This is a genomic window from Caulobacter sp. GW821-FHT09B08, assembly GCF_059418225.1.
In genome coordinates this window covers 97,369-123,081 of record NZ_JBWKPL010000001.1, presented here as the reverse complement: position 1 = coordinate 123,081, position 25,713 = coordinate 97,369, and the positions used below count along the sequence as shown (strand labels likewise).

Here is a 25,713-nt window from a genome sequence, read left to right as displayed (position 1 = left end):
GGAAACGTGTGGTCACAGGTGGGTGATTTTCACGGGATTCGAGCGGTGGTCGGCGGCGCGAAGGGGAGCGCGGCCGGGGACACACGCATGCGTGTGTCCCCAGTTGTGGTCTGGGGTGTCTTTTCCCGAAGAGGCAGGCCCGAATCCAGCGCGGCATGGAAGCGCGCGCGGTCACTGATCGAGACGTCGACATCGAAGAAGCTGCCCATCTCGCTGCTCAATCTATTCGCCAGAGGCTCGGGATTGAGGAGTGGGTCGGACGCCCCGTTCACATGCGCCGCCACGCTCGACCAAGGCCAGTCTATCGCGCGCTGAACCAGGCCGGCCCGAACCGGATTGAGGCCGACATAGCGGGCGCAGAGACGCAGATAGGGCTCGTCCATGGGGAAGGAGCCGAAACGCCCTTGCCATAGACAGCCCGTCCAACCTTCGCGCTGGTTGATCCGCCAGGAGTACCTCTGATGGGTCAGGGCGACCGCGCGAGTCAGGCCAGTGTCCGTGCTGGGCGTCGCGATCAGATGGACGTGGTTCGGCATCAGGCAATAGGCCCAGACCTCGACCTTGGTCTCGGCGAAGGCTTCGGCCGCGATGGCGAGATAGGTCGTGTAGTCGGCGGGGCCGAAGAAGGTTGGCTGACGCCTGTTGCCCCGTTGCACGACATGGTGCGGCTCGCCTGGAATAACGATGCGTGGGCCGCGTGGCATGGCGCTTCCCTCTCTGGGGTGAAGATATGATGTTCTTTGTTTGTTCTTAAGGCAAGGCTTTCGTGATGCGTTTGGGGACACACGCATGCGTGTGTCCCCGGCCGTGGTCGCTGCTTGCTCCGCCCCCAAAAGAAAAAGGGGCCGCCCTTTCGGGCGACCCCTTTCCATCTCATCGGGAGCGAACTGATGCTCCCGTACGCGAGATCTCCTTGACCTGGTCCTAGTACTTCAGGCGGACGCCCACGCGGAAGTAGCGGCCCACGGCGCCGGCCTGGGAGTAGGTCGGGTTCCAGTTCACCGCGGCGTAGTTGGCCGGGTTGAACATCGGGCCGGCGTCGAACAGGTTCAGCACGTCGGCATAGACCTTGGTCTTCTCGTTGATCGCGTACGAGCCGGTCAGGTCGAAGTCGTAGAAGTCCTTGGTGTGGCACTTGAAGCCGTCCACGCCGTAGAGGCACGACTGGTCGCCCGTGTAGCTCTCGTCGATCGACCGCAGGCCGCTGACGTAGGACAGGGTGCCCGTCACCGAGACCGGGCCGCGCTCGAAGGTGTTGGACCACGAGGCGCGGTACTTGGGCGTGCCGGCGCCGGACGACAGGACGTAGGGCGCCTGCTTGCCGACGTAGTTATAGGTCACGCCGTCCTGGGTGTACTTGAAGTCGAACATGACGGTGGCTTCCAGGTCGCTGGTCCACTTGATGTCCGCCGGCAGGTACGCGGTGTTCTGGACGGAGAGGTCCATGCCGCTGGTGCGCAGGGAGTCGGCGTTGATGTAGGGCGAGGCCACCGACAGGATGCGCGGCAGGGCGTTGGGGGCGTCCGGATCCGGCAGGTCGGGGGTGACCACGTAGCCGGCCGGGATGGCTTCGCCGGCGTAGTAGGCGGCGATCGCCGTACCCGCGCTGGCCTGCGCGATCACGTCGTTCTTCTTGATGTGGTAGTAGTCCAGCGAGACGCTGAAGGTCCGCGTGGGGGCCCACACCGCGCCGACCGTGAAGCTGGTCGACTTTTCCGGCTTCAGGTCCGGATTGGCGGCGGTGATGCTCGAGAGCGAGTAGGTCTTGGTGTACTCGCTGCCGCCGTGGGCGGCCACGAAGTCGGGGTAGTTCGTGAACGAGAAGTTCGTGAAGCCCTGGCTGGCCGAGTCGCCCGATTCCGAGAACGACGGGGCGCGGAAGCCCTTGGAGACGGTGGCGCGCAGGGCGACCTCCTTCACCGGGGTCCACTTCACGCCGATCTTGGGCGACAGGTTGCCGCCGAAGTCGGAATAGTGGTCGTAGCGGCCCGAGACGTTGACCTCGACCTGCTCGGTCACCGGCATGCCCAGCTCGGCGAAGGCCGAGGCGACGGTGCGGTTGCCCTTGGTGCGGGCGTTGCCCAGGCCCTGGGCGTCGTTGACCGGGTTCAGGGCCGGGTCGTTGGTGGCCTCGTAGCGCAGCTCGCCGCCCAGGCCCAGCTGGGCGGGGCCGCCCGGCAGGTTGAAGACGTCGCGCGAGGCGCTGAAGTTCACCGAGTCCATGTCCGTCGTCGACGTCTTGGCCAGGGTCGGGGCCAGGGCGTCGCGAACCGCCTGGCTGTTCTGCGAGGGGTTGATGAAGTTGTACGTGCCGTTGTTCACCGCCGCCAGCAGGGCGTTGTAGCTGACGAAGCCGTTGACTTCGCTTTCCAGCCAGCCGTGGGCGATCACGAGGTTGGCCTGGTAGTTCCAGTCGAAGGCCGAGCCTTGGACGCCGCCGACGATGCGGGCCATGTGGTTCTTGTATTCCGAACCGGTGGCCAGGTCGCTGAAGCGGTAGCGGATCAGGGCGTCATAGCCTTCGGCCGCGAACGGGTTGTTCGGGTTCAGCTGGCCGTTGGACAGCAGGGCCGGCAGGACGATGTTGCTCAGGTTGTGCGGGGTCGACGACGAGATGCCGGGCGGGGTGCCCGTGGTCGAGGTCGTGCTCTGCATGTAGCTGGTGCTGATATAGGCCTGGAAGTTGTCGTTCGGCTTGATCGTGAAGCGGCCGTAGACACCCGCGCGCTCCTGCTTGGGCTGGACGTCGCCGTACAGGGCGTTGTTGGCCGCGCAGTAGGAGCCGCCGGCCGAGGTGGTCAGCGGGGCGTCCGACGAGCACGACAGCAGGGGCTGCCACAGGTCGCCGGTCAGGGCGACGCCGGTCGAGATGTCGCCGGGCGTGCCCATGGTGGCGCGTTTGACCTGGCCGTAGATGGTGCTGCCGCCGGCGCCGGGGTTGTCGTTGGTGCCGCCCGGAATGCCCGACAGGTCGAAGGTGTTGTACGGATAGCCGCGCTGGTCGACGCGGATGCGCTTGTCCAGCTGGTACTCGACGTCCAGGTACATGTTGTACTTGTCGGTATCCAGGTCGCCGTAGCCGACTTCGCCGTTGAAGCGGTACTGGTCGCCGCCGCCGTGCTGGGACGTGCCGAACGAAGCGTCGGCGCCCATGCCCTGGAAGTTCGACTTCATGATGATGTTGACCACGCCGCCGATGGCGTCGGCGCCGTACAGCGACGAGGCGCCGTCCTTCAGGGTCTCGATGCGCTCGACCGCGTTGAACGGGATCGAGTTGAGGTCGACGAAGCCGCGCTGGCCGTCGTCGGCCAGCGGGTAGTTGGCGTTACGCAGGCCGTCGATCATGACCAGGGTCGAGTTGACGGTCAGGCCGCGCAGGGCCACGCCGGTCGAGCCGGCGGCGAAGCCGTTGCCGAAGGCGGCCGGGACCGAGCCCGAATTGTCGGCCGACAGGCTGCGGATGGCGTCGGCCACCGTGGTGATGCCCTGGGCCTTCAGCTGCTCGGAGGTCTGGACCTGGACGGGCGACGGGGTCGCGGTGTCGGTGCGGCGCAGCAGCGAGCCGGTGACGACGACGGCCTCGACTTCGTCGGGCGCGGCGGTGGCCTGAGCCGCCGGGGCGGCGTCCTGGGCGTGGGCGGCGAAGCCGGCGAAGGCGACCCCCGCCATCATCGTCGTCGCGAGCAGGCGCCCGCGGGTGATCTGGAATTTCATGTCGGTCCCTCCGGGTCGGCGGGGCCTTGGGTCTTACGACCCGCTCGTCCGTCGCCCTGTCAGTTGCAGGTTTCCCGAGCGGCCTTAGCCCCCGGTTGCCGCTGGGATAGGCGCCGGCAAAAACGAGCGTCAATCGCGCACGCCGTTATGTAATCAATATGTCGACTAACTGTCACATCAAAGCAACGGCGGGGAGATGATTGCGGCGAGAATCTGACTTTATGATGTCTGGCACGAAATGTGACGCATAGAGATCGCCGATATCTAAGCTCAACTACAGGTAATGGGGTTCAAAGAACCTGGTGATTTGGCGCGAATCCTTACCGACCTGTAATTATTATAACGTTGCTCATTGAAAGTCGATATTTCGAGATCGATAAACGATATGTGTGAGTGCACGGAGGGGGCGTCTCAGGCGGTTTGTCAGGGGAGTGGGTGCGGGCCGACATCGGCGACGGAGAACAAGCGCGCTATTGTGGCGAGCTTCTCGGTAACTAACGCCAAGGTCGAAGTCACACTGGCTTTTTAGCGACGATATGTGACCATGGCCCGCCATCACCTCGGGGGCGGGACACGTGGCCGAAGCCGATGAAGACGCAGGCGAACACGGGCCACGGACGCACGTCCTGATCATCACCGTTCCGCCCATTGCCGAATTCCGGCGATGGTTGCCCTTTTCGGCGGAAGCCTCTGCCGATGCTGTCGCCACGTGGTTGGACAAGAGTCATCACAACCCGGACGCTCCGATCAGCGTGGTTCGAAAGGTCTCGTCGACGGACCGTGGCGGCACGTCCACGATCCGTCAGGTCTACAGAGAATGGCTGACGGATGTTCGGTCGCATCCCGGCAACATCGCGGTTCTCTATGTCTGCGGCCTTGCGGTGTTCGACAAGGACGAGGTGAACGTCGTGGTCGAAAGCACCAGCCGGGGTGGCGACACCACGTTGGATTTGACGGCAATCGTGCGAACGCTGATTACGACCCCACAAAAGCAGGTGCTGTTATTCGATCTGGGCCGGGCGAACACTTCTCCCTTTCCAGAGGGGGCGTTGCTGCCGCCGGCCTTGAACGCGGGACGGATGACCTTGGCCGCCGTCGCCGATTGTGATGTCGAGGAGGAGGAACGGTTCTCCCCCAGTCCCCTGGCGCGCGCCTTTGTCGAAGTGATGTCGCGATCCGGTGAGGAGGTGGTGGATACCGATTTCATGGCGAAAGCGATCGGTGCTCGCGCCCGTGACTTCGGCGTCGAAGCACCGTTCCTTGTCGCCAAAGCCGGAAAAGCCGGTCAGCGCCTCGTGGTTCATGGTGCGACCCATGGGAATTTCGAATTTCAACATCCCCGACCGTTTTCGGACCCCCGCGCGCCAGACCAGGATTTCGTCTCCGACGACGCCGAGGTGGAAAGGGATGCCTTCGGCAGGGGAGTCCTGGCGGTGGTCTTCGCGCGGCGTCTCCACTCCATCTGGCGCACGCTCAATGCCGAGGGGGCATCCACCTCCGGCGGTTCTTTCGTCGCCCATCTGGACTCCCCGTGGGGCGGGGGAAAGACCACCTTCGCCAACTTCGTCATGCGGGCGCTGAACCCTTCGGGTTTCGGCGCGCGGCCCGCGTCATTTCTGCGCGATCTCTTCCCGAAGGGCGCCGACCTACGGGCCGCCTTCCTGCCCGCCGACCGCCGGAGCGTCACCGATGAGAACCACCGCCGGCCCTGGATTGTGGTGGAATACAACGCCTGGAGGCTGGAGCACTGCGCCCCGCCGTGGTGGACCTTCTACCAGGCGATCCGCAAGAGCTGCTTTAGCGCGATCCGCAGCGAGGGGGACAAGCCGCTACCCCTGGATGACGGCCCCACGAGCCCGCCTTCGGGGGGCGAGCGCGTCGGGCGCTGGGGCTATCTCTGGCTTCAGGAGCTGGGGTGGCGTCTCTTCACGTGGCGACTGATGCTGCCGCTGATGGCCTTCCTGCTATCAGGCGTGCTGGTCTGGGGCCTGATGCAGGGCGAGGTCATACGTCCGACACCGCCGCCCGCTCAGGCCTCGAAACAGGCGCCGGCCGCGATAGCAGCCACGTCCGATGCCGGCTCGTCCGCAGCCAAGCCGCCAACGATGGCCTTCAATCTGGGCAATCTCTTCGGCGGCATTCTCGCCGGCGTCGCCCTGCTGGCCGGCCTGCAGTCGGCAGTCACTCTCGTGCTGGAGACGGCCGCTCCGGGCGAGGACCCTCTGGCCGAGCGCCTCGGTCTAGGACGCGGCGATCCCCTCGAACGCTTCCGCCGGCACTTCACGGCGACCCTGAGGCGGATACGCCGCCCCGTGCTGGTGGTGGTCGACGACCTGGACCGTTGTCGGCCGTCGGTGATCGTCGACCTCGTCCGGGGCATGCAGACGATCCTCAGGAGCCCGCGCATCGTCTTCCTGGTGCTGGGCGATCGGGAGTGGATCGAGCGGGCCTTCGAGGTGGAATACGAAAAGATGGCCAGGTCCGGCGCGGGCTTGGAGCAATCGCTCGGCGCGCGGTTCGCGGAGAAGGCGATTCAGATGTCGTTCCTTCTACCGGGCGTGAGCGCCGACCGGCACGCCGCCTATGTGAACGAGGTGCTTCGGCGGGGGCACGGACAGTCCCCGGCCACACAGTCCGCGACCAAGGCCCTGCGCGCAGCCATCCGCCGGCAGGCCTCATCCCAGCATGCGCTCAGTCCTGAAGCGCTTCGGCGGTCGGCGAAGCGGAACCTCGGCGAGGCTGGCGACTATCTGCGGGAGGCCAGAGAGATCATCCGAGGATTGCCCGCCGAGGTCGGGCGCGCCTGGACCGAGGCCGAGGTCACCGAAAAGGCCGAGGAAGCCTTCGAGCAGCTACTGCAGGAGGAGGGGGCTCTGCTCGCGGCGGGGGCGCCCGAGGAGGATATCCGCGCCGCCGAGCGGTTGCGAGAGGTCGCGCCTTGGCTGCCGATCAATCCCCGCCAGGTGAAGCGAATCCTCAACGCCATCGCCCTCTATGAAGCGGCGGCCGGCGGGCATGGCTTCGCTCTGACCGGAGATCGCCGGACGCAGCTGGCGCGCTGGCTGATCCTGATGAACGAATGGCCGATCACGTGGCGCCTGCTCGCCGCCTATCCCGAGATGGCCGACGCTCTGAACGACCCCACGCCGCGCGCGTGGCTGGAACAGAAGGCGACCGAGGGCGTGCGCTTACCGGGCTCGTTGGCGGCGACGGAGATGGCCTTTGCCCGCATCCTAGGCGAGCCGCGCCTGAAGGGCTTGGTGAGTGGCCTGGACGCCAAGATCATCAGCGAGCTTGCCCTGCTCACGCCGCTCCACAACCCGCCGGCGCCGTTGGACACCCCAAAGCCGGACGGCGAGGCGCGAGGTTCCCCCTAATACGGCAGCTGCTCCGGCGCCGGAGCCGCCCCCGGCGCCACCGCGTCCGGCGTCTCCACCGGCTCCAGCTCCGAAGCCGCCCGCGCGAACTCCGACGACAGCATCTCGTAATACCCGTTGCGGGGATCGGGCGAGGATAGCGGCGCCGGGTCGGGCAGCAGCCAGGGGAAGTCGCGCACGGCCAAGCCCTCGTGGGCGGCCAGCATGTAGCGGCGCCAGATGCTGGCCGGAATGTCGCCGCCCACCACCTTGTTCATCGGCTTGTCGTCGTCGTTGCCCACCCAGACGCCGGTGACGTAGTCGGCCGTGAAGCCCACGAACCAGGCGTCGCGCCAGTTCTGGCTGGTGCCGGTCTTGCCCGCCGCCGGCCAGCCGAAGGCCGCGCGCCGGGCGGTGCCGACCTCGACCACCTTCTTCATCATCTTGACCATCATGCTGGCCTTGGAGATGTCGTAGACGCTGGTCGGCGCGTCTCCGGGCGCGGGGACGGTGTGGGTGAAGATCGGCCGGCCGTCCTGGGTGGCGATGCTCTCGATCACATAGGGCGCGATCCGATTGCCGCCCTGCTGGAACACCTGATAGCCGCTGGTCATCTGCAGCAGGTTCACCTCGTAGGCGCCCAGGGCCACCGACAGGTCGGGGTTGGAGGGCAGGGAGGTGATCCCGAAGCGGCGCACCAGGTCGCCGATGGCCGGGCCGCCGGCTTCCTGGGCCAGCTTGACGGCGATGGTGTTGACCGAGTTGGTCAGGGCGTCCTGCACGGTCATCGGACCGCGATAGCCGGCCTCGTAATTGGCCGGTTTCCAGTCGCCGAACTGCACGGGGCCGTCCACGCGGATGTCGGTGGGCAGCACCCCCTTCTCCAGGGCGGCGGCGTAGATGAAGGGCTTGAAGCTGGAGCCCGGCTGGCGGCGGGCCTGGACGGCGCGGTTGAACGGGCTCTCGATATAGTCGGTCCCGCCCACCATGGCCCGGATGGCCCCGTCGGCCGACAGCGACAGCAGGGCCGCCTGGCGGGCCCCGGCGTTCTCGCCGCCGACGGCGATGGCCTGGCGCACGGTCTCCACGCCCACGTGCTGCAGGCGCGGATCGATGGTCAGCCGCACGACCAGATCGGGGGCGTTCTGGCCGGCGATGCGCACGGCCTCGCTGGTGGCGTAGTCCAGCACCCAGCCGTAGTCGCCCTCGTCCTGGATGGCCAAGGGCGACAGGCGCGGCGTGTCGTCCAGGGCCCGGCTCTCCTGCTCGGGGGTGATCCAGCCCTCCTTGCGCATATTGGCCAGGACCAGGCGCGAGCGGGCCAGGGCCCCGCTCATGTCGCGGGTCAGGGCCAGGCGCGAGGGGGCCTTGGGGAGGCTCGCCAGCAGGGCGGCTTCCGACAGGGTCAGCTGGCTGGCCGGCTTGCCGAAATAGGTGCGGCTGGCGCCGTCCACCCCGAAGGTGTTGGCACCGAAGAACACGCGGTTGAGGTACAGCTCCAGCACCTCGTCCTTGGTCAGGACCTGCTCCAGGCGATGGGCCATCAGCATTTCCTGCAGCTTGCGCTTGACCGTGCGGTCGGGCGTCAGGAACAGGCCCTTGGCCAGCTGCTGCGAGAGGGTCGAGGCGCCTTGCCTGGTGCGGCCGGCGCGGTGGTTCACATAGGCCGCGCGGGCGATGCCGTAGAGGTCGATGGCCCCGTGCTTGTAGAACCGCCGGTCCTCGGCGGCCATGAAGGCCAGGGGCACGTAGTTGGGCACGCCCGCCAGGGTGATGCGCTGGCCATAGCGCGGGCCGCGCGTGGCGATCACCTGGCCGTTGCGGTCCTCGAAGCGGATGCCCGGGGCGCGGTTGACGGCGAACAGGGCTTCCCGCGACGGCAGGGTGGGGGTGTCGCGCAGGTACTTCCACCAGACATAGCCGGCGCCCGAGGCGGCCGCAGCCAGGCCCAGCAGCACCACGATCCCCAGCGTCCACCAGATCCAGCGGCTTTTCTTGGCCTTGGCGTGCTTCAAATCAGCGCGGAAGGGCTCTTCCGGCGGCGGCTGGCGAGGGGGCTCGGGCGGGGGAGGCGGGGGTGGAGCAGAGCCGAATTCCGGCGGCCGCGCGGGCTCCTGGCCCGCCGGCTTGTCTTCGAAGCGGTAGGGCGGCAGCGTCCAGTCGTTCAAGTCGGCCCCACGGTCGCGTTTGGTCCCCCGTTTGTGGTGAGGACGGTTTGGGTTTAGGACGCCGCGATGATGGCGCGCAAACCTTTCTGGGAGACGAAGTCCCTAAACCAGATGACCGTCCCCGAGTGGGAGAGTCTATGCGATGGCTGCGGCCTTTGCTGCCTGGTTCGCTTCGAAGACGAAGATACCGGCGAGATCATCCCAACCAGGGTGCACTGCCAGCTGTTCGACGAGCACCGCTGCGCCTGCAAGGACTATCCCAACCGCAGGAAGACGGTCCCAGACTGCATCAAGCTGACGCCGCACAACATCGAGGACCTGGAGTGGATGCCGGCCTCCTGCGCCTATCGCCGGTTGCACGAGGGCAAGACCCTGCCGGCCTGGCACCCGCTGGTCACCGGCGATCCGGACAGCACCCACAAGGCCGGCGTCTCGGTGCGCGACCAGACGGTGTCGGAGCTCAGCTTTGAAGACCCGGAGGACGCCCTGGACTTCGTGGCGACCGACCTGATGGAAGACAAGGGCGAGTGGCCGTGGGAGCCGGAAGGGTAGAGACGCCCCCTCCGTCACGATGCGTATCCGCATCGCGCCACCTCCCCCGTTTCACGGGTGAGGAGGACGCCGCGGCGATCCTCTCCTCCCTTGCGAAGCGGGGGAGGTGGCGGGCGAAGCCCGACGGAGGGGGCGTCCCGCGCCGTATCCCCTTCCGCCGGCCCGAAACCTAGGATTCCCCCTGATAGACTCCCCCCGGCCCAGGCCGGATCGTCCACGCCGGACAAGCTTCCGGAGGCCGACGATGGACAGACGCCGTTTCACCCTTCTGGCCCTGGCGGGCTTCGCCGCCGCGGCCGCCGCCGAACCCGCCCTGGCCGCCAAGGCGCCGGCCGAGTGGGACGGGCTGGTCAAGGTCAAGGCCAAGAAGTTCCAGCTGGTCTATCTGCGCCCCGGCGCCGACTTCCGCGGCTACACGAAGGTCATGCTCGACCCGACCGAGATCGCGTTCCAGAAGAACTGGAAGCGCGACTACAACAGCGACGCGGCCACCCTGGGCAACCAGCTCAGCGACAAGGACCTGCAGCGCATGGCCGACGAGGGCCGCAAGGGCGCGGCGCAGATTCTCCAGAAGGCCTATGCCGACGGCGGCTATCCGGTGGTCACCGAGGCCGGCCCCGACGTGCTGCGGGTGCGCACGGGCCTGGTCGACATCACCGTCACCGCCCCGGACGTCGACACCGCGGTGATGATGCGCAGCTACAGCCGCGACGCGGGCGGGGCCACCCTGGTGGTCGAGGCGCGCGACTCCCAGACCGGCGCGCTCCTGGGCCGGGCCGTCGACAGCCGCACCATCGACGACTTCACCATGGAATGGCGCAACCGCGTCTCCAACCGCGCCGACTTCGAGATGCAGATGAAGACCTGGGCCAAGAACAGCGTGAAGGGCCTGGACGAGCTGAAGGCGCTGTCGCCGATCGCGGGGACGGCGGGAGGGAAGTGAGGGCTTGATCCGCCCATCCCCGCGCGGGACGCCCCCTCCGTCCGCTACGCGGACACCTCCCCCGTTTCACGGGGGAGGAGAAGGTTCGCGCGGCTTCCTCCTCACCCGCGAAGCGGGGGAGGTGGCGCGAGGCGCAGCCTCGTGACGGAGGGGGCGTCCCGTGCTGGGAAAGCTCCTTAGGCCACCAGCTTCGACAGGTACCCGTAGCTGATCCCCACCGACTCCAGCCGCGAATGGGCGAAGGGCGGTTCCTGCTCCACGAAGAAATCCCGCACCCCGGCCGCATGGGCCGCCGGCAGCAGGCGCTTCCAGTCGATCATGCCCGAGCCCACCTCGGTGGGGTCCTGCTCGAAGACGAAGTTGGGCTTGGTCGAGGCCTTGATGTCCTTGACGTGCATGGCCGTGAACCGGTGCGGATGGGCCTTCAGCAGGGCGAACGGGTCCTGGCCGGCGGCGGCCACCCAGCCGGCGTCCATCTCGAAACTGACCAGGGCCGGGTCGGTGCCGGCCAGCAGGATCTGGTAGCCGTTGCCGCCCTTCTCCAGCGGCGAGAACTCGACGTTGTGGTTGTGGTAGGCCAGCTTCAGTCCCGACTTCGCCAGCACCGCGCCCTTGGCGTTGAGGAAGTCGGCGTTGAACTTCCAGTCGTCGGCGGTCATGGCCGCGCCGATCCGGCCCAGGAGCTGGCCGAACGCCTCGCCGGCCCGGGGCTTCATCTCGAAGCGTTCGGGGGCGTAGAAGATCGGCATGACAATGGTCTTCACGCCCAGCACGTGGGCCTCGTCGGCCAGGCGCGACAGGTCGCCGTCCAGGCTGGACTCGCCGCCCCGGGCCTGGACCTGCACGTGGGCGCTGGGCGTGACCAGCCCCACCGCCTCCATGGCCGCCCGCAGCTGGGCCGGCGTGCGGCCCGCATAGCCGGCCAACTCGATGCTCTTGAAGCCGATGTCGGCCACGGCCTTCAGCGTGCCCTCCAGGTCCGCCTGGGCCTGGTCGGCCAGGGTGTAGAGCTGCAGGCCGACGGGCAGGCCGGTGCGGGCGAAGAAGGGCTGGGCGGTCGCCGAACCGATGCCCGGCAAGGCCAGGGCGCCCAGACCGGCAGCCCCTGCGCCCATCAGTCCGCGCCGCGATAGTCCAGCCATGACGTCCTCCCTGGTGTGTCCTGGCCGGGGACTATGCATCGATAGGACGCGGCGTCGAGGCCAGGTGCGCGCGGGCCGTAAAGCCCAGCCCCTCCCGACCTCCGTCCGCAGCGGCGAGGCCGCGCCTTGAAACCTTGGAGGCGAGCCTGCTCTGTCGTCTGGCCGTGTCAATGACCGCCTCCGGCGGCCGCGTCGCGGCGACGCGACGCGTCGTCATTGACACGGCCAGACGACAGAGCTCCGATCCACCAAGGCTTCAGGGCGTGGCCCCATCCGGGGCGGATGCGGGCTTGTGCCAAGCGGCCGCTCGGGATGTGAGCTGGGGGGATGTTGGAAGTCCGGTCATCACGACCGCAACCTTCCCAGAAGTTTTCCGCGCCATCCGGCACGCCATGTGTGGGGTCGCGAGTTTTCAAAACGGGCAGCCCAACTCGACAATGCTGGACCAAAGAACGCCTGCATCGCTCTGAGCTGTCCACGCCCCTGCAGGTTCTCGATGAAGCTGACAGAGATTACGTTGGTGGCTGACTCATCGCCTTCCTTCCACGCCTTTTCCAGCAAGGACAGTGTTTGGACAAGAACAGTCCGATCTGTGTCCGAGCCATCCTTGAGACCGATTAGAAAGGGAGTTAGTTCGCCAAAGAAAACATGGGGAAGCACCTCATCATAGTCAGCTATGTGTTCTGCGAGCATCGGTGCAAGGCCGGGAACATCCCGAACCAACTGATCTACGAGCGCGAAACTGTCCATGCGACGACGTTAGCCTAGGCACGGAAGTGACCAAAGGTCCGATTTGGGTCGAAACCAGACATGAAGGCTAGTCCCCGACCACCCCTGACGGGGATAGAGCGCCGTCTATCCCCCGCGAATAGCCGGCGGACCTGAGCGAAATCAAAGCTCTAAACTTTCTCGAGCTAAGTTATCGGCGGCGCCCGCTGCTCCCGTATCTTTGTGTCATGGCCGGGAGAAGCGAGATGAGCCCCGAAGAACGGATCCGAGACAGCGACGCCGTCCTGGCCGACCTGCAGACCTTCAATGTCGATCGGATCAAGCGCGGCGCCGAGCAGACTTCGCCGGCCGAGCTCAGCAAGCTGATCGCCGGCGCGGGCCTTTCCAGCCGCCGGGTCAGCGGGGCCCTGGCGGCCAGCCGCAAGGGCGTGACCGATGCGGCCAACGCTGCCGCCGCCAAGGCGCTGAAGGCCCTGGCCGCCAACGAGAACGACATCGACGCCAAGCTGGAGACCGAAATGGATGACGACTCTGGTCGAACCCCCGAGCGGATGGCGGAACTTCACGCCGATCTCCGCCGCAGACTGGATGCTGCTCGAGCCGCCCGAGAATCTAAGCAAATGGGAGGAAGCGGCGCCCTTCCAGCGGATCGTGCGCTGCCAGGCGGCATGGAAGCCGCCGGCGGAGCATCAGAGCCCGCCGTCTGATCCCTGGACGACCTGGCTGTTTCTGGGTGGACGCGGTGCGGGCAAGACCTTCGCGGGCGCCGCCTGGATCAAGGAGGAGGCCCAGAAGGGCGGGCGCTTCGCCCTCGTCGGCCCCACCTTCCACGACGTGCGCGAGGTGATGATCGAGGGGCCTTCGGGCATCAAGAGCCTCTATCCCGTGGGGGCGCGCCCTCGATGGGAAGTCACCCGTCGTCGCCTGCTGTTCGACAACGGCGCCGTCGCCCAGGCCTTCTCGGCCGAGGACCCCGACGCCCTGCGCGGACCCCAGTTCCACGCCGCCTGGGCCGACGAGTTCTGCGCCTGGCCCAAGCCCGCCGAGACCCTGGCCATGCTGCGCTTCGGCCTGCGCCTGGGGACCGATCCGCGCCTGGTGGTCACCACCACGCCCCGGCCGATCCGGGCCCTGCGAAACCTGATCGCCGAGCCGGGCGCGGTCCACACCCGCGCGCCCACCAGCGCCAACGCCGACCACCTGGCGCCGGCGTTCCTGTCCACGCTGCAGAGCCTCTACGGCGGCACCCGTCTGGCGGCCCAGGAGCTGGACGGCCTGATCGTCGAGGGCGAGGGCGGCTTGTTCCGCGCCGAGGACCTGGCCCGCTGCCGGGGCGCGCCGCCGGCCGGTTTCGACCGGGTGGTGGTAGCGGTCGATCCGCCGGCCACCGCTACGGGCGACGCCTGCGGGATCGTGGTTTGCGGCCGGTCGGGCGACCGGGCGTTCGTCCTGGCCGACCGCACCGCGCGCGGCCTCTCGCCCAACGCCTGGGCCCGCCGCGCGGTCGAAGCCGCCGCCTCCTGGAACGCCGACGCGCTTGTCGCCGAGGCCAACCAGGGCGGCGACATGGTCCGCACCGTCCTGGCCCAGGCCGACCCGCCGTGCCCGGTGAAACTGGTCCGCGCCTCGGTCGGCAAACGCGCCCGGGCCGAGCCGGTGGCGGCCCTCTACGAGCAGGGCCGCGTCGTCCACTGCGGAGCCTTTCCGGCTCTGGAGGAGGAGCTGATGGCCCTGGGCTCGGGGGATCTGGATCACAGTCCGGACCGGGCGGATGCGCTGGTCTGGGCGCTGAGCGAGCTGATGCTGGGGGTGGGGCGGCGGCCGAGGTTGAGGGTGTTGTAGCCACTTGCCCCCTTCAGTCGCTCCGCGACAGCTTCCCCCCGAGGGGGAGCATCCGAGCGCGGTAAATCCTCCCCCTCTGGGGGAGGTGGCCCAGAGGGCCGGAGGGGGGTCAGCGCCGTGCTTCCGAAAGGATCGTGGCCAGCGAGCCATCCACGGATTCCAACACTTCGATGGCTGGAATCCTCAACGTCCTGATCCCCTGCCGGATCATCCAGTCGTCCCGAATGGCGTCCTGACGTGGCCGATCGCCGAAGCCATGGGATTCGCCGTCCACCTCGACCGCGAGTTTTGCTTCGTCGCAGTAGAAGTCGAGTACGTAGGGCCCGATCGGATGCTGCTTCCGGAAATGAAGACCTTCGAGACGACCCGCTTTCAAGCCGAGCCAAAGCAGAACCTCCGGCAGTGAAAGCTCGCGTCTTAGCCGCTTCGCCAAAACCTTCGTGCGTCGCGGCGCGTCCAGTTTCGCCTCCACCTCAGCAGACCCCCTCCGGCCCTCTGGGCCACCTCCCCCAGAGGGGGAGGATTTACGCGGCGCAATGCTCCCCCTCTGGGGGAGCTGTCGCGGAGCGACTGAGGGGGGTCTTCCTTTTTTTGTCTGCCTCTCACCCCCTAACATGTTCCCTATTCGTTCTCAACCTCCGCGAGCCCCCACATGCCCCTGTTCAAACCCCGCCCGCCGGAGACCAAGGACTCCCGCGCCGCGCGTCTCATCGCCCTGACCACGGCCGGGCGGCCCCGCTGGACGCCGCGCGACTACGGCGCCCTGGCCTCCGAAGGCTTCGCCAGGAACGCCGTGGCCTATCGCTGCGTGCGGATGATCGCTGAGGCCGCCGCCGCCGTGCCGCTGGCGGTGTTCGTCGGCGGCCAGCGGGCCGACGACCATCCGCTGCGGCGGCTTCTCCAGGCGCCCAATCCCGAACAGGGCGGGGCCGATCTGATGGAGGCGTTCTTCGGCCATCTGCAGGTGGCGGGGAACGGCTACCTGGAAGCCGCCGGACCCGACGGCGCCCCCACCGAGCTCTACGCCCTCCGTCCCGACCGCATGACCGTGGTGCCCGGCCCGCGCGGCTGGCCCCAGGCCTACGACTACCAGGTCGCCGGCCGCACCGCCCGGATCGGGCGCGACGCCTCGGGCTGGCTGCCGGTGCTGCACCTGAAACTCTTCAACCCCACCGACGACCACTACGGCTTCTCGCCGCTGGAGGCCGCCGCCTTCGCCATCGACGTCCACAACGCCTCGGGCGCCTGGAACAAGGCCCTGCTGGACAATTCGGCCCGCCCGTCCGGCGCCCTGGTCTATGCCAGCCGCGAGGCCGGCGACCGGCTCAGCGCCGAGCAGTTCGAGCGGCTGAAGGCCGAGCTCTCCGACGCCCACGCGGGCTCGGCCAACGCCGGCCGGCCGCTGCTGCTGGAGGGCGGGCTGGACTGGCGGCCGATGTCGCTGAGCCCCGCCGACATGGACTTCATCGCCGGCAAGCACGCCGCCGCCCGCGAGATCGCCCTGGCCTTCGGCGTGCCGCCCCAGCTGCTGGGAATCCCCGGCGACGCCACCTACGCCAACTATCGCGAGGCCAACGCCGCCTTCTGGCGCCACACGATCGCGCCCCTGGCCGAGCGGGCGGCGCGGGCTCTGTCGGTGTGGCTGGAGCCCAAGTTCCCCGGCGCCCGCGTGGCCTGCGACCTGGACGCCGTGCCGGCCCTGTCGGCCGAGCGGGATGCGTTGTGGGCGCGGCTGGAGGCGGCCAGTTTCCTCACCGACGCCGAGCGGCGGCGGCTGGCGGGGTTGGAGGGCTGAACCGGCGTGGCTCTTCCCCCTATGGGGGAGGAGCGCCGAAGGCGCGGAGGGGGCAAGTCGGCGCGCACTGCCTCCCCGCTTGCCCCCACCTGACCGCTTCGCGGTCTGTCCGCCCCCATAGGGGGCGGAGCCGCGCCGAAGACGGAGACTTCCCATGACCACCAACACCCGCTGGCGGCTGGACCGCCAGGTTTCCATCGGCCTGCTGGTCGCCGTGGCCCTGCAGGCGGCCGCCGCCCTGATGTGGGCCGGGCGGGCCTCGGCGCGGATCGACGACCTGCGCCAGCGCCTCGACGCCCAGGCCCCGGTCGCCGAGCGCCTGGCGCGCCTGGAGACCCAGGCCGACGCGACGCGGGCCTCGCTGGCCCGGATCGAGAGCAAGCTGGACGGAGACCGACATGACTGAAGACGACCTGCCCATCGAAGGCCATGCCAGCCTCTTCTGGACCCGCGACCTCAACGACGACGTCGCCGCCGCCGGGGCCTTCGCCGCTACCCTGGCCCGCACCGGTCCGGGCGGGGTGAAGATGCTGCACCAGCACGACGACGCCGAGCCCGTCGGCGTCTGGGACGAGATCGCCGAGGACGCCTCGGGCCTCTACGTGCGCGGCCGCATCCTGCGCACCACGCCCCGAGGCCGCCTGGTCGCCGCCCTGGTCGAGGCCGGGGCGCTGGACGGTCTCTCCATCGGCTTCCGCGCCGTGAAGGCCCGGCCGGACGAGACGGGACGGCTGCGTGTGCTGACTGAAGTGGAGCTGTGGGAGGTGTCGATCGTCACCTTCCCGATGCTGCCGGGCGCGCGGCTTAGAGCACCTTCAATGCAACGTACGGATTGGAGATAACATGATCAATGCGCAGATGGGTGACGGTATGCGTACCATCGAGGAGAACGCGAGGGCCTTCTTAGCGGACTTCAATGTGCTCTGTAGAAAGTATGGCTTGGCCATCGCCGACGCTCCTCACATTTTCATCATGGAAGTTGAGGACTATATGTTTTCGTACATTTGCGACGACGATGGCCGTTTAGTGCTAAGCTAACCGGATGCTAAGCCCCGAATTTGGCATGGGTATACCGATTTCCGGCTCCACGCCTTTCGTACGTCGAAGCACGTCGAGAACCTGTTGTGGATCGAGATTGGTTCCAATCATTTGCTCGGATTCCGGGCGAGGATTCATTGTTTGCTTTGCTCTATAGACTTCTAGGCGCTTTCCTTCAGCGAGCGCCCGAAGCGCAAGTCCCCGCATGAAATACATATTGAATTGGCTTTCCGCGAGCGTCTGGGCGGCGGTCACTGGAACGTTCGCCATTGTGAAGCCTCCACTGGGCTTTTTGCGCTCGACCTGCTGCTTGAAGGCTCTGGCGGCTCCGAGCGAGGCCGCGAGGCTATCGTCGTTCCCAGTTTCGGCAGCGGCTCTTAAGAGGCCTGGCCACGATGCTCCACCTTCGCTCGTAAGGTAGTTGCTCGTATAGAAGCCTGCCCCGTTTGCGTCCGCGTCGATCTCTGCGAGCATCGCTGTTCGTGTGGCTTCATTCAGATCAAAGAAACTTAAACCCATGATCGCCTCCCCGTTGTGTTTAGGTGAGGCTTTCATCTTTGGCGGTCCTGGTCAAATCGCGAACAGCTCTGAGCTGGCCTATTGTCGCAGGCACTTACCACCTTCTCGAAGCTCCCGGGCGCGCGGCTGAAGCGGGTTTGACGTGGCCTGCATCGCGACTGCACGCCGCCCGGTCTAGGATCGTGGCCACTCTTCTCGGAGCCTCTCGCCTTGCAGGATTTCAGCGACCGTCCCGAGTTCGCCCTGGGCCTTGGCCTGACGCCTTTGCTGTTGCTGGCGGTGGTGCTGGTGTTCCTGCTGATCGGGACCCGGGCGAGGGGGCGGCCGCTGCGGCGGCTGTTCCAGGTGCTGGCCTGGATCGCGGGCCTGGCCTTGGCCGCCGGCGTGGCCTGGACGGCGTTCGCGGCCGCCTGAGGCGGCGCGACTTTCGATACGGCTGACCTTCCGCACGGACGCGCCTGGGGCGCGGCCGCGACGGCGGCTGGCTGACGAAATCTCCCTTCCCCCTCGATGGGGGAAGGGCCGGGGTTGGGGGTGTCTTCGGCGGTTCAACGCCACCCCCCGCCCGACAATGGGTCGGACGCGCCGCGTCCACCCCCACCCCAACCCCTCCCCCATCGCGGGGGAGGGGCCTTTTCGGAGATCCCCATGAAGGAAACCAAACAGGCCGCGGCCTCGCCCGAGGCCCGGGCGGCGCTGCACGAGGTGCTGGCCGCGTTCGAGGGCTTCAAGGCCGCCAACGATCAGCGCCTGGCCGCGCTGGAGACCAAGCGCGCCGACGTCCTGCTGGAGGAGAAGGTCGCCCGCATCGACGAGGCCGTCTCCAGCGCCCAGGCGCGGCTGGACCGCGTGCTGAGCGACGCGCGGCGGCCTTCCATTGGCGGTGACGCGCCGCTGGCGCGTGTCGACGAGCGCAAGGCCGCCTTCGACCGCTACATCAAGACCGGCGAGACCCCCGGCCTGCTGCTGGAAGCCAAGGGCCTGTCGGAAGGCGTGGCCACGGCCGGCGGCTATGTGGCCCCGGCCGAGCTGGAGCGGCAGATCCTGCGCCGCCTGGCCGCCGCCTCGCCGATGCGCGACATCTGCCAGGTGCGCACCATCGGCGCCGGGACCTTCCGCAAGCCGGTCTCGACCGCGGGCCTGGCCGCCAGCTGGGTGGCCGAGACCGCGTCGCGTCCGGAGACCACGGCCCCGACCCTGGACGTGATCGACTTCCCGGCCGGCGAGCTCTATGCCAGCCCGGCCGCCACCCAGGCCCTGCTCGACGACGCCTATGTCAACATCGACGAGTGGCTGGCGGAAGAAGTGCAGGACGCCTTCGCCGCCCAGGAGACCTCGGCCTTCATCAGCGGCGACGGGGTCAACAAGCCCAAGGGCCTGCTGGCCTACACCGCCGCCGCCGACGCCACGGCCACCTGGGGCCAGGTCGGCTATCTGGCCACCGGCGTGGCGGGGGCCTGGCCGGCGTCGAACCCCACCGACAAGTTGATCGACCTGATCTACGCGGCCAAGACCCAGTACCGCCAGAACGGCCGCTTCGTGATGAACCGCCGCACGGTCAGCGCCGTGAGGAAGTTCAAGGACGCCCAGGGCAACTACATCTGGAACGCGGCCCTGCAGCCGGGGCAGTCGGCTTCGCTGCTGGGCTATCCGGTGACCGAGATCGAGGCCATGCCCGACGTCGCGGCCAACGCCATGGCCATCGCGTTCGGCGACTTCGAGAAGGGCTACCTGATCGTCGACCGCGCCGGCGTGCGGGTGCTGCGCGACCCCTATTCGGCCAAGCCGCACGTGCTGTTCTACACCACCAAGCGGGTCGGCGGCGGGGTGCAGAACTTCGACGCGATCAAGCTGCTGAAGTTCGCGGTCTCGTAAGGCGCGACCCACTTGCCCCCACCTGACCGCTGCGCGGTCTGTCCGCCCCCATAGGGGGCGGAGTCGCGCAGGGCGAGCCGAAGCTCCGCCCCCTATGGGGGCGGACAGGCGGCGAAGCCGCCAGGTGGGGGCAAGTCCTCATCCCCGAAGGAAATCCCATGCCCCTCTCCACCACCCTGGCCGAGGCCAAGGGTTTCCTGCGCGTGGCCGACGCCACGGAGGACGCCCTGGTCGGCCTGCTGATCGACGCGGCCGAGGCGCGCGTCGCCACCGCCACCGGCCTGACCCTCACCCCCGCCAGCCCCGCGCCGCTGCGCCTGGCCGTGCTGATGCTGACGGCCCACGCCTACGAGCATCGCGACCTCTCCGAACCGCCGCCCGGCCCGGTCGAGGCCTGGCTGGCGCCCTATCGGACGGCGCGGCTGTGAGCGCCGGTTCAGACGCGGCCCTGGCCGCCGCCGTGGTCGAGGCCCTGAAGGCCGCGCCCGCCGTTTCCGCCCTGGTCGCCGCCCGCGTCCATGCCGACGCGCCCCGACGTCCCACCTATCCGTGCGTCAGCCTCAGCCGCCAGGAGAGCCGGCCGTTCGGACCCGACGCGGACGGCCTCGAGCACCTGCTCACCGTCACCTGCGCCAGCAAGTTCGGCGGACCCGAGGAGGCGCGCGCCGTCACCTCGGCCGTCCGCGCGGCCCTGCACAACGCCCCGCTGACGGTGGCCGGCCGGCGCCTGGTCACCCTGCGCGTCACCTATGCCGACGTCTTCCGCGCCGCCGACCGCGAGCTGTCGCTGGGCGTGCTGCGGGTGCGGGCGGTGACGGAGAGCGTCTGAAGGACGGTAGCTCACCCGCTTGCCCCCACCTGACGGCTGCGCCGTCTGTCCGCCCCCGTAGGGGGCGGAGGACGAAGAAAACAGTCCTCTTCCCCCTCCGGGGGAAGGAGGGCCGAAGGCCCGAAGGGGGCAAGTGCTCGCCACAATCCCACAAACCGAAAGGACACCCCATGGCCGCTCAAGCCGGCAAAGACCTGCTCCTGAAGATCAGCGACGGCGCCCCGACGCCGGCCTTCGTCACCGTGGCCGGCCTGCGGGCCCGGACCATCAGCCTCAACGCCCAGACCATCGACGCCACCGACGGCGACAGCGCCGGTCGCTGGCGCGAGCTGCTGGCCGGATCGGGCGTGCGCTCGGTCGCCGTCTCGGGCGCCGGGGTGTTCCGCGACGCCGCCTCCGACGCCATGGTGCGCGACAGCTTCTTCGCCCAGACGGCCCGCGTCTGGCGCCTGGTGATCCCCGACTTCGTGCAGCTGGAGGGGCCGTTCCTGGTGACGGCCCTGGAATATGCCGGCGACCACGACGGCGAGGCCGCCTTCGCCCTGTCGCTCGCCTCGGCCGGGGCGGTGACGTTCACGGCGATCTGACCCCTCACTTGCCCCCACCTGACGGCTTCGCCGTCTGTCCGCCCCCGTAGGGGGCGGAGGACGAAAACGCGGGTCCTCTTCCCCCTATGGGGGAAGGAGGGCCGCAGGCCCGAAGGGGGCAAGTGCGTAACCGAAAGGCCCCTGGACCATGCCCACCCCCAACCCCGCCCGAGGGGAGGTCGTCGCGCCCCTGGCCGGAACGCCCCGCCGGCTGTGCCTGACCCTGGCCGCCCTGGCCCGGATCGAGACGGCCCTGGACCTTCCCGACTGGAGCGCTCTGCCCGAGCGGTTCGCCCGACTGTCCGCGACGGAGCTGACCGCCGTCCTGGCCGCCCTGCTGCACGGCGGCGGCGAGGATCCGGCGGTGCTGGACGCCGCGGCGGTGTCGATCCCCGAGGCGGTCTCCGCCGTCGCGGCGGCCCTGGCGGCGTCGACATGAACGCACACTGGCGCGCGGCTCTGCGCCTGGCCGTCCTGCGGCTGGGCCTGACGCCGGAGGCCTTCTGGCGGCTGTCGCTGTCTGAATGGCGCGCGCTCGCCGAGCCCTTGGCCGAGACCCCGGCCGCGCCGGTCCTGGACCGGGCGGCGCTGGACGCCCTGATCGCCCGCTTCCCCGACGAGGAGACCCCATGAGCGACTTCGACCCCGATGGCCTCGACGCCGTCCCCGCCCGCGCCACCGAGGCCGCCGCGGCCCTGGCCGCCCTGCGCGCCCCGGCCGAGCAGGCGGCCCGCGCCATCGACGAGGCCTTCGACAAGGCCGGCTCGAGCCTCGCCCGCTCGTTGGCCCGCGCGGCGTCCGACGGCAAGGTTAGCCTGGCCGAGCTGGCGCGGGCGGTGATCGACGCGGCCTCGGCGGGTTCGGGCGGAGGCGGCGGCCTGGTCCAGGCCCTAGCCTCGGTGGTGAAGTCGTCGTTCTCGGGAGCGCGCGCCGACGGCGGACCGGTGACGGCCGGCGGCGCCTATCTGGTCGGCGAGCGGGGTCCCGAGGTGTTCCGCCCCGCGACCGGCGGCGCGATCGAACCGGCCGGCGCGGGCGGCGTGAACGTCACGGTCAACGTCCAGGGCGGCGACGTCGCGGCCCTGGCCCGCTCGGACGCCCAACTGGCCCAGGCCCTGGCCCGGGCCGTGAGTCTGGGCGCGCGGCGGCTATAGAAGGTTTCTCTCCGAGGGGCTTTCGACCTAGGCCGCCGTCGCCGGCGGCGGGCCGTATCGGTTCTCGCCGGGTTGGCCCTTGGCGAAGCCCAGCCAGACCAGGAAGCCCAGCCAGATCGCCAGGCCCGCGACGCTGGCCAGCAGGCTGTTGGCGGCGCCCGGGATCAAGGCCGGGCTTTCGGGGAACAAATCCATCACGCTCAAGGCGGGCACGGCGATCATCGCCAGCCAGGAGGCGAGCACCACGACCACCCACCACCCGGACAGGCCCAGGTCATGCAGGCGCTTGATGTGCAGGCAGGTCGAGCCATAGGCCAAGAACAGGATCACGACCTGGCCCACGAAGGGCAGAGCCTGCGCGAAGTGGCCGACGCCTGTGAGCGCCAGCCACCCAAGCCAGAAGATCGAACGTTCCAGCCGCCCCCTCGGCGACAGGAACAAGGTCTTGAAGCTCATCAGGCGGTCCACTTGCGAGTGAACCGCCTGAGTAGATCAATCGGTCGAGCTACACCATGGCCGGGGTCAGCGGCGGGGCGCCGTAGCGGTTCTCGCCGGCCTGGCCTTCGGTGATCCCCACCCACAGGGTGAAGGCGACCACCGAGATCGCGGCTATGGCCAGGCTGACGAACAGGCCGCCCACCCCCGCCAGGGCCGCCAGGCCCGCGTCGCCGTTGGTGATGTCGGCCAGGATCGCGCCGAAGCCGATCCACATGGCCGAGCCGATGATCAGCACCGGGCCCAGCACGATCGGCACGACCTGCCACCAGCCGGTGCGGCCCATGTCGTGCAGCCGCTTGGTGCACAGGCACACCCAGGCGAAGATGGCGGCCAGGGCGATCAGTTGCCCCAGCACCGGGATCCAGCCGGCCACCACGTGGGCGCCCAGCAGCATCAGCCAGCCGATCCAGAACGCCTGACGACCGATGCGGCCCTCGGCGGTGAAGAAGAGTGATTTCCAGTCCATATCCAGCTCCCAAATTCTGAGAAGAGATTAGGGCCGGCAAGCTCGCGGTTTAAGTGAATTGCAAGTCATGACGCGGGTTTAACCCGCCGACATATCTCGGGGCCGACGACCGCGCGCCCAGCCAGGCGGTGAAGGCGGTCGCCAGGACGGTGACGACCGCCAGGTCGACCGCCATCGGCACCAGCACCGCCATGCCTTCCTCGAACAGGGCGCAGGTCCAGGCGATCATCGCCGCGTGGAGGAGCAGGAGCGCCACGCCGAAGGCGACGGGCGCGCCGACGCCCTGGCCCGCGTCCCGCGAGCGCTTCAGCATCAGGCAGGCGGTGACGTAGAGGCGCGCGGCCAGGATCGCCAGGGCCGCCAGGGTCGAGACGTCGGGGGCTTGGCCGCCATAGAGGCAGCCCGCCACGGCGCCGACCGCGAAGGCCTCGCCGACCATCGGCAGGGCGGCGGCCGCCGCCGGGCCGTCCAGCCGCAGCAGTCCTCCGAAGACCATCAGGCTGACCAGCAGCAGCTGGGCCAGGCCGCTCCAATAGGCGCGCCGGTCGATGGCGCCGCGCGGGTCGAACAGCAGGGACAGCAGGCGCATCGGGCGGGTCTCTCCAAGGTTTCAAGCTCTATAAGTGAATGTTCACTCACATGCAAGGAGACGGCGCCATGACGGCGTTCCACGACACGCACCTGCCCGCGCGGCTGGCGTTCGGCTGCACCGGCGGGGTCGAGCGGCGCACCCGGGTCACGACCCTGGGCTCGGGCTTCGAGCAGCGCTCCAGCCCCTGGAGCCAGGGGCGGCGGCGCTATCTGATCGGCACGGCCGCGCGGCCGCTGGACGACGCGGCCGAGCTGGTGGCGTTCTTCGAGGCGCGGCGCGGGCGGCTGCACGGCTTCCGGTTCCGCGACCCGGCCGATTGCAAGTCGTGTCCGCCCTCGGGGACGCCGGCCGCGACCGACCAGGCCCTCGGGTTCGGCAACGGCGTGCGCAAGGTCTTCGCCCTGACGAAGACCTATGGCGCGGGCGAGACGGCGGTGGTCCGGCCCATCGCCAAGCCGGTGGCCGGCACGGTCAAGGTGGCGGTGGACGGCGTGCCCCTGGCGGCCGGGGCCTACGCCGTGGACGCCGCGACGGGTCTGGTGACCCTGGCCGCCGCCCCGACCCTGGGCGAGGCGGTGACGGCGGGCTTCGAGTTCGACACCCCGGTGCGCTTCGACGCCGACCGCATCGACGTGACCCTGGAAAGCTTCAACGCCGCGCGGATCGGGGCCCTGGCCCTGGTCGAGGTGCGGGTCTGATGCGGGCGGTTCCCGAGGCGCTCGCCGCCCGGATCGCCGGCGGCGCGGCCGGCCTGTGCCACGCCTGGATCCTGACCCGCGCCGACGGGGTGGTCATGGGCTTCACCGACCACGACGCCGACCTGACGGTGGATGGCGTGACCTGCCGGGCGGCCAGCGGCTGGACCGCCGGGGCGGCCGAGACCGCGGCGGGCCTGTCGCCGGGCCTGGCCACGGCGCTGGGCGGCTTCGACGACGCGGGGCTGACGGAGGGGGATCTGGCGGCCGGGCTCTATGACGGGGCGCGGGTCGAATGCCGGGTGGTGGACTGGTCGGCGCCCGCCCTGTCGGTGCGGCTGTGGACCGCCACGGTCGCCGCCGCCAAGGCCGAGGGCGGGGCGTTCACGCTCGAGCTGGAAGGCCCGCTGGCGGCGCTGGACCGCGTGGCGGGGCGCACCTTCGCCCGCACCTGCGACGCGGCGTTCGGCGACGCCCGCTGCGGGGTGTCGGCGGCGCCGGGCGTGGTCTGCGACAAGCGGTGGGTCACCTGCCGGGATGTGTTCGGCAACGGCGTGAACTTCCGAGGCTTCCCGTCGGCGCCGGGCGAGGACTTTCTGACGCTGTACCCGACGGAGGGGGATCGGAACGATGGTGGCCGGCGGTGAGGGACCTAACTTGCCCCCACCTGGCGGCTTCGCCGCCTGTCGCGGCGAGGGGGCGGAGCCTCGCGCTCGGCGCCGACGGCGGGACTCTTCCCCCTATGGGGGAAGACGACCGCGAAGCGGTCCGTAGGGGGCAAGTGGTCGCCGCCGAAGTGCCAGCCGCCCTCCAAGAAGCCCGCCTCTGGCTCGGCACCTCCTACCAGCACCAGGCCTCCGCGCGCGGCGTCGGCTGCGACTGCCTGGGCCTGGTGCGCGGCGTCTGGCGGGCGTTGCACGGCGCCGAGCCGGAAACCCCGCCGCCCTATCGCCCCGACTGGGCCGAACTGGGCGGCCGCGAGCTGCTGCACGAAGCCCTCTCCCGCCGGCTGATCCCGCTCGACCCCGCCGACGCCCGCCCCGGCGACGTCCTGCTGTTCCGCATGGCCCCCGGCGCTCCCGCCAAGCACTGCGCGATCCTGTCCGCCCCCGACCGCATGATCCACGCCTATTGGGGCCGGGCCTGCGTCGAGAGCTGGCTGGGGCGCTGGTGGCGCGAGCGGCTGGTCGCCGCCTTCCGTTTTCCCGAACCCTAAGGA

The 25,713-nt window shown here is 69.1% G+C and carries 27 protein-coding genes and 3 pseudogenes; 20 read left to right on the top strand and 10 right to left on the bottom strand.

The genetic code is table 11. The features are described 5' to 3' along the window. Positions 1-29: 29 nt before the first annotated feature. Positions 30-704 (bottom strand): transposase, encoded by a 675-nt coding sequence (locus tag AC07OA_RS00640; protein WP_494661822.1) that lies wholly within the window; start codon positions 702-704, stop codon positions 30-32. Positions 705-924: 220 nt separating this feature from the next. Continuing rightward, positions 925-3,714: a TonB-dependent receptor gene (locus AC07OA_RS00635; protein ID WP_494661821.1), complete on the bottom strand. Its 2,790-nt coding sequence runs from the start codon at positions 3,712-3,714 to the stop codon at positions 925-927. 575 nt (positions 3,715-4,289) lie between these two features. On the opposite strand from AC07OA_RS00635, the gene AC07OA_RS00630 reads away from it, so the two are divergent. Beyond that, positions 4,290-7,091, top strand: coding sequence for a P-loop NTPase fold protein (locus AC07OA_RS00630; protein ID WP_494661820.1), 2,802 nt, complete (start codon positions 4,290-4,292; stop codon positions 7,089-7,091). Here the strand turns inward: AC07OA_RS00630 and pbpC are convergent. Next, on the bottom strand, positions 7,088-9,238 hold the full coding sequence (gene pbpC / locus AC07OA_RS00625) for a multimodular transpeptidase-transglycosylase PbpC (RefSeq protein ID WP_494661819.1): 2,151 nt from the start codon (positions 9,236-9,238) through the stop codon (positions 7,088-7,090). The two genes, AC07OA_RS00630 and pbpC, sit on opposite strands and share 4 nt — an antisense overlap. A gap of 66 nt (positions 9,239-9,304) precedes the next feature. Between pbpC and AC07OA_RS00620 the strand changes: the two genes are divergently transcribed. From AC07OA_RS00620 to AC07OA_RS00610, 3 genes and pseudogenes are all read left to right on the top strand, one after another. Then, a complete protein-coding gene (locus AC07OA_RS00620; RefSeq protein ID WP_494661818.1) occupies positions 9,305-9,790 on the top strand; it encodes a YcgN family cysteine cluster protein in 486 nt (161 codons plus the stop codon). Positions 9,791-9,793: 3 nt separating this feature from the next. Further along, a pseudogene (locus AC07OA_RS00615) lies at positions 9,794-9,877 on the top strand (hypothetical protein); the annotation flags it as partial. A 157-nt stretch (positions 9,878-10,034) separates the two neighbouring features. After that, complete coding sequence (locus AC07OA_RS00610; RefSeq protein ID WP_494661817.1) at positions 10,035-10,733, top strand: DUF3313 family protein; 699 nt, start codon at positions 10,035-10,037, stop codon at positions 10,731-10,733. A gap of 176 nt (positions 10,734-10,909) precedes the next feature. Here the strand turns inward: AC07OA_RS00610 and AC07OA_RS00605 are convergent, their stop codons facing one another. Together AC07OA_RS00605 and AC07OA_RS00600 are read right to left on the bottom strand one after the other, a co-directional pair. Continuing rightward, entirely contained in the window at positions 10,910-11,875 is a 966-nt protein-coding gene (locus tag AC07OA_RS00605) for a sugar phosphate isomerase/epimerase family protein (protein WP_494661816.1), read from the bottom strand. 345 nt (positions 11,876-12,220) lie between these two features. Continuing rightward, the gene (locus AC07OA_RS00600) at positions 12,221-12,625 is read right to left on the bottom strand and encodes a DUF7674 family protein (RefSeq protein ID WP_494661815.1); all 405 of its coding nucleotides are present in this window, start codon (positions 12,623-12,625) and stop codon (positions 12,221-12,223) included. Between the two features lie 224 nt (positions 12,626-12,849). Between AC07OA_RS00600 and AC07OA_RS00595 the strand changes: the two genes are divergently transcribed. Beyond that, complete coding sequence (locus AC07OA_RS00595) at positions 12,850-13,311, top strand: hypothetical protein (protein WP_494661814.1); 462 nt, start codon at positions 12,850-12,852, stop codon at positions 13,309-13,311. Next, positions 13,304-14,446: pseudogene (locus AC07OA_RS00590) on the top strand (DNA-packaging protein); the annotation flags it as partial. The gene AC07OA_RS00595 and the pseudogene AC07OA_RS00590, both read left to right, overlap by 8 nt. A gap of 109 nt (positions 14,447-14,555) precedes the next feature. Here AC07OA_RS00590 and AC07OA_RS00585 read toward each other — a convergent pair. Further along, complete coding sequence (locus AC07OA_RS00585) at positions 14,556-14,918, bottom strand: endonuclease domain-containing protein (RefSeq protein WP_494661813.1); 363 nt, start codon at positions 14,916-14,918, stop codon at positions 14,556-14,558. Between the two features lie 23 nt (positions 14,919-14,941). Here AC07OA_RS00585 and AC07OA_RS00580 point away from each other — a divergent pair. The 3 genes and pseudogenes from AC07OA_RS00580 (at position 14,942) to AC07OA_RS00570 (ending at position 17,083) form a co-directional block, all read left to right on the top strand. Then, positions 14,942-16,241: pseudogene (locus tag AC07OA_RS00580) on the top strand (phage portal protein). Between the two features lie 154 nt (positions 16,242-16,395). Then, positions 16,396-16,647, top strand: a complete 252-nt coding sequence (locus AC07OA_RS00575) for a hypothetical protein (RefSeq protein WP_494661812.1) — start codon at positions 16,396-16,398, stop codon at positions 16,645-16,647. Further along, positions 16,640-17,083: an HK97 family phage prohead protease gene (locus AC07OA_RS00570; protein ID WP_494661811.1), complete on the top strand. Its 444-nt coding sequence runs from the start codon at positions 16,640-16,642 to the stop codon at positions 17,081-17,083. The genes AC07OA_RS00575 and AC07OA_RS00570 overlap by 8 nt, the downstream gene beginning before the upstream one ends. A 187-nt stretch (positions 17,084-17,270) precedes the next feature. On the opposite strand, the gene AC07OA_RS00565 is transcribed toward AC07OA_RS00570, so the two are convergent. Then, entirely contained in the window at positions 17,271-17,834 is a 564-nt protein-coding gene (locus tag AC07OA_RS00565) for a hypothetical protein (RefSeq protein ID WP_494661810.1), read from the bottom strand. A 174-nt stretch (positions 17,835-18,008) separates the two neighbouring features. Between AC07OA_RS00565 and AC07OA_RS00560 the strand changes: the two genes are divergently transcribed. From AC07OA_RS00560 to AC07OA_RS00525, 8 genes are all read left to right on the top strand, one after another. Beyond that, positions 18,009-18,212, top strand: coding sequence for a hypothetical protein (locus AC07OA_RS00560; protein WP_494661809.1), 204 nt, complete (start codon positions 18,009-18,011; stop codon positions 18,210-18,212). 234 nt (positions 18,213-18,446) lie between these two features. Continuing rightward, positions 18,447-19,673, top strand: coding sequence for a phage major capsid protein (locus AC07OA_RS00555; RefSeq protein ID WP_494661808.1), 1,227 nt, complete (start codon positions 18,447-18,449; stop codon positions 19,671-19,673). A 158-nt stretch (positions 19,674-19,831) separates the two neighbouring features. Next, positions 19,832-20,101 carry a head-tail connector protein gene (locus tag AC07OA_RS00550; RefSeq protein WP_494661807.1) on the top strand — a complete coding sequence of 90 codons (270 nt, stop codon included), beginning with the start codon at positions 19,832-19,834 and terminating at the stop codon, positions 20,099-20,101. Further along, entirely contained in the window at positions 20,098-20,502 is a 405-nt protein-coding gene (locus AC07OA_RS00545) for a DUF3168 domain-containing protein (protein WP_494661806.1), read from the top strand. Before AC07OA_RS00550 ends, AC07OA_RS00545 begins: the two co-directional genes overlap by 4 nt. A gap of 170 nt (positions 20,503-20,672) precedes the next feature. After that, positions 20,673-21,089 (top strand): phage major tail protein, TP901-1 family, encoded by a 417-nt coding sequence (locus tag AC07OA_RS00540; RefSeq protein ID WP_494661805.1) that lies wholly within the window; start codon positions 20,673-20,675, stop codon positions 21,087-21,089. A 148-nt stretch (positions 21,090-21,237) separates the two neighbouring features. Next, a complete protein-coding gene (locus AC07OA_RS00535; protein ID WP_494661804.1) occupies positions 21,238-21,528 on the top strand; it encodes a GTA-gp10 family protein in 291 nt (96 codons plus the stop codon). Next, positions 21,525-21,722: a phage tail assembly chaperone gene (locus AC07OA_RS00530; RefSeq protein ID WP_494661803.1), complete on the top strand. Its 198-nt coding sequence runs from the start codon at positions 21,525-21,527 to the stop codon at positions 21,720-21,722. Before AC07OA_RS00535 ends, AC07OA_RS00530 begins: the two co-directional genes overlap by 4 nt. Further along, complete coding sequence (locus AC07OA_RS00525; RefSeq protein ID WP_494661802.1) at positions 21,719-22,243, top strand: phage tail tape measure C-terminal domain-containing protein; 525 nt, start codon at positions 21,719-21,721, stop codon at positions 22,241-22,243. The genes AC07OA_RS00530 and AC07OA_RS00525 overlap by 4 nt, the downstream gene beginning before the upstream one ends. A gap of 27 nt (positions 22,244-22,270) precedes the next feature. Here AC07OA_RS00525 and AC07OA_RS00520 read toward each other — a convergent pair whose 3' ends face one another. The 3 genes from AC07OA_RS00520 to AC07OA_RS00510 are packed head-to-tail and all read right to left on the bottom strand — an operon-like array spanning position 22,271 to position 23,796. After that, entirely contained in the window at positions 22,271-22,699 is a 429-nt protein-coding gene (locus tag AC07OA_RS00520) for a DUF805 domain-containing protein (protein ID WP_494661801.1), read from the bottom strand. A 49-nt stretch (positions 22,700-22,748) separates the two neighbouring features. After that, entirely contained in the window at positions 22,749-23,207 is a 459-nt protein-coding gene (locus tag AC07OA_RS00515) for a DUF805 domain-containing protein (protein ID WP_494661800.1), read from the bottom strand. 49 nt (positions 23,208-23,256) lie between these two features. After that, positions 23,257-23,796 carry a hypothetical protein gene (locus tag AC07OA_RS00510; RefSeq protein WP_494661799.1) on the bottom strand — a complete coding sequence of 180 codons (540 nt, stop codon included), beginning with the start codon at positions 23,794-23,796 and terminating at the stop codon, positions 23,257-23,259. Between the two features lie 68 nt (positions 23,797-23,864). Between AC07OA_RS00510 and AC07OA_RS00505 the strand changes: the two genes are divergently transcribed. The 3 genes from AC07OA_RS00505 to AC07OA_RS00495 all read left to right on the top strand — a co-directional run bounded on the left by AC07OA_RS00505 (position 23,865) and on the right by AC07OA_RS00495 (position 25,710). Further along, positions 23,865-24,497: a phage distal tail protein, Rcc01695 family gene (locus AC07OA_RS00505; protein WP_494661798.1), complete on the top strand. Its 633-nt coding sequence runs from the start codon at positions 23,865-23,867 to the stop codon at positions 24,495-24,497. Next, the gene (locus AC07OA_RS00500) at positions 24,497-25,141 is read left to right on the top strand and encodes a phage/gene transfer agent baseplate hub protein (RefSeq protein ID WP_494661797.1); all 645 of its coding nucleotides are present in this window, start codon (positions 24,497-24,499) and stop codon (positions 25,139-25,141) included. Before AC07OA_RS00505 ends, AC07OA_RS00500 begins: the two co-directional genes overlap by 1 nt. 134 nt (positions 25,142-25,275) lie before the next feature. Then, positions 25,276-25,710, top strand: a complete 435-nt coding sequence (locus AC07OA_RS00495; RefSeq protein ID WP_494661796.1) for an NlpC/P60 family protein — start codon at positions 25,276-25,278, stop codon at positions 25,708-25,710. The last annotated feature ends 3 nt before the right edge of the window (positions 25,711-25,713 follow it).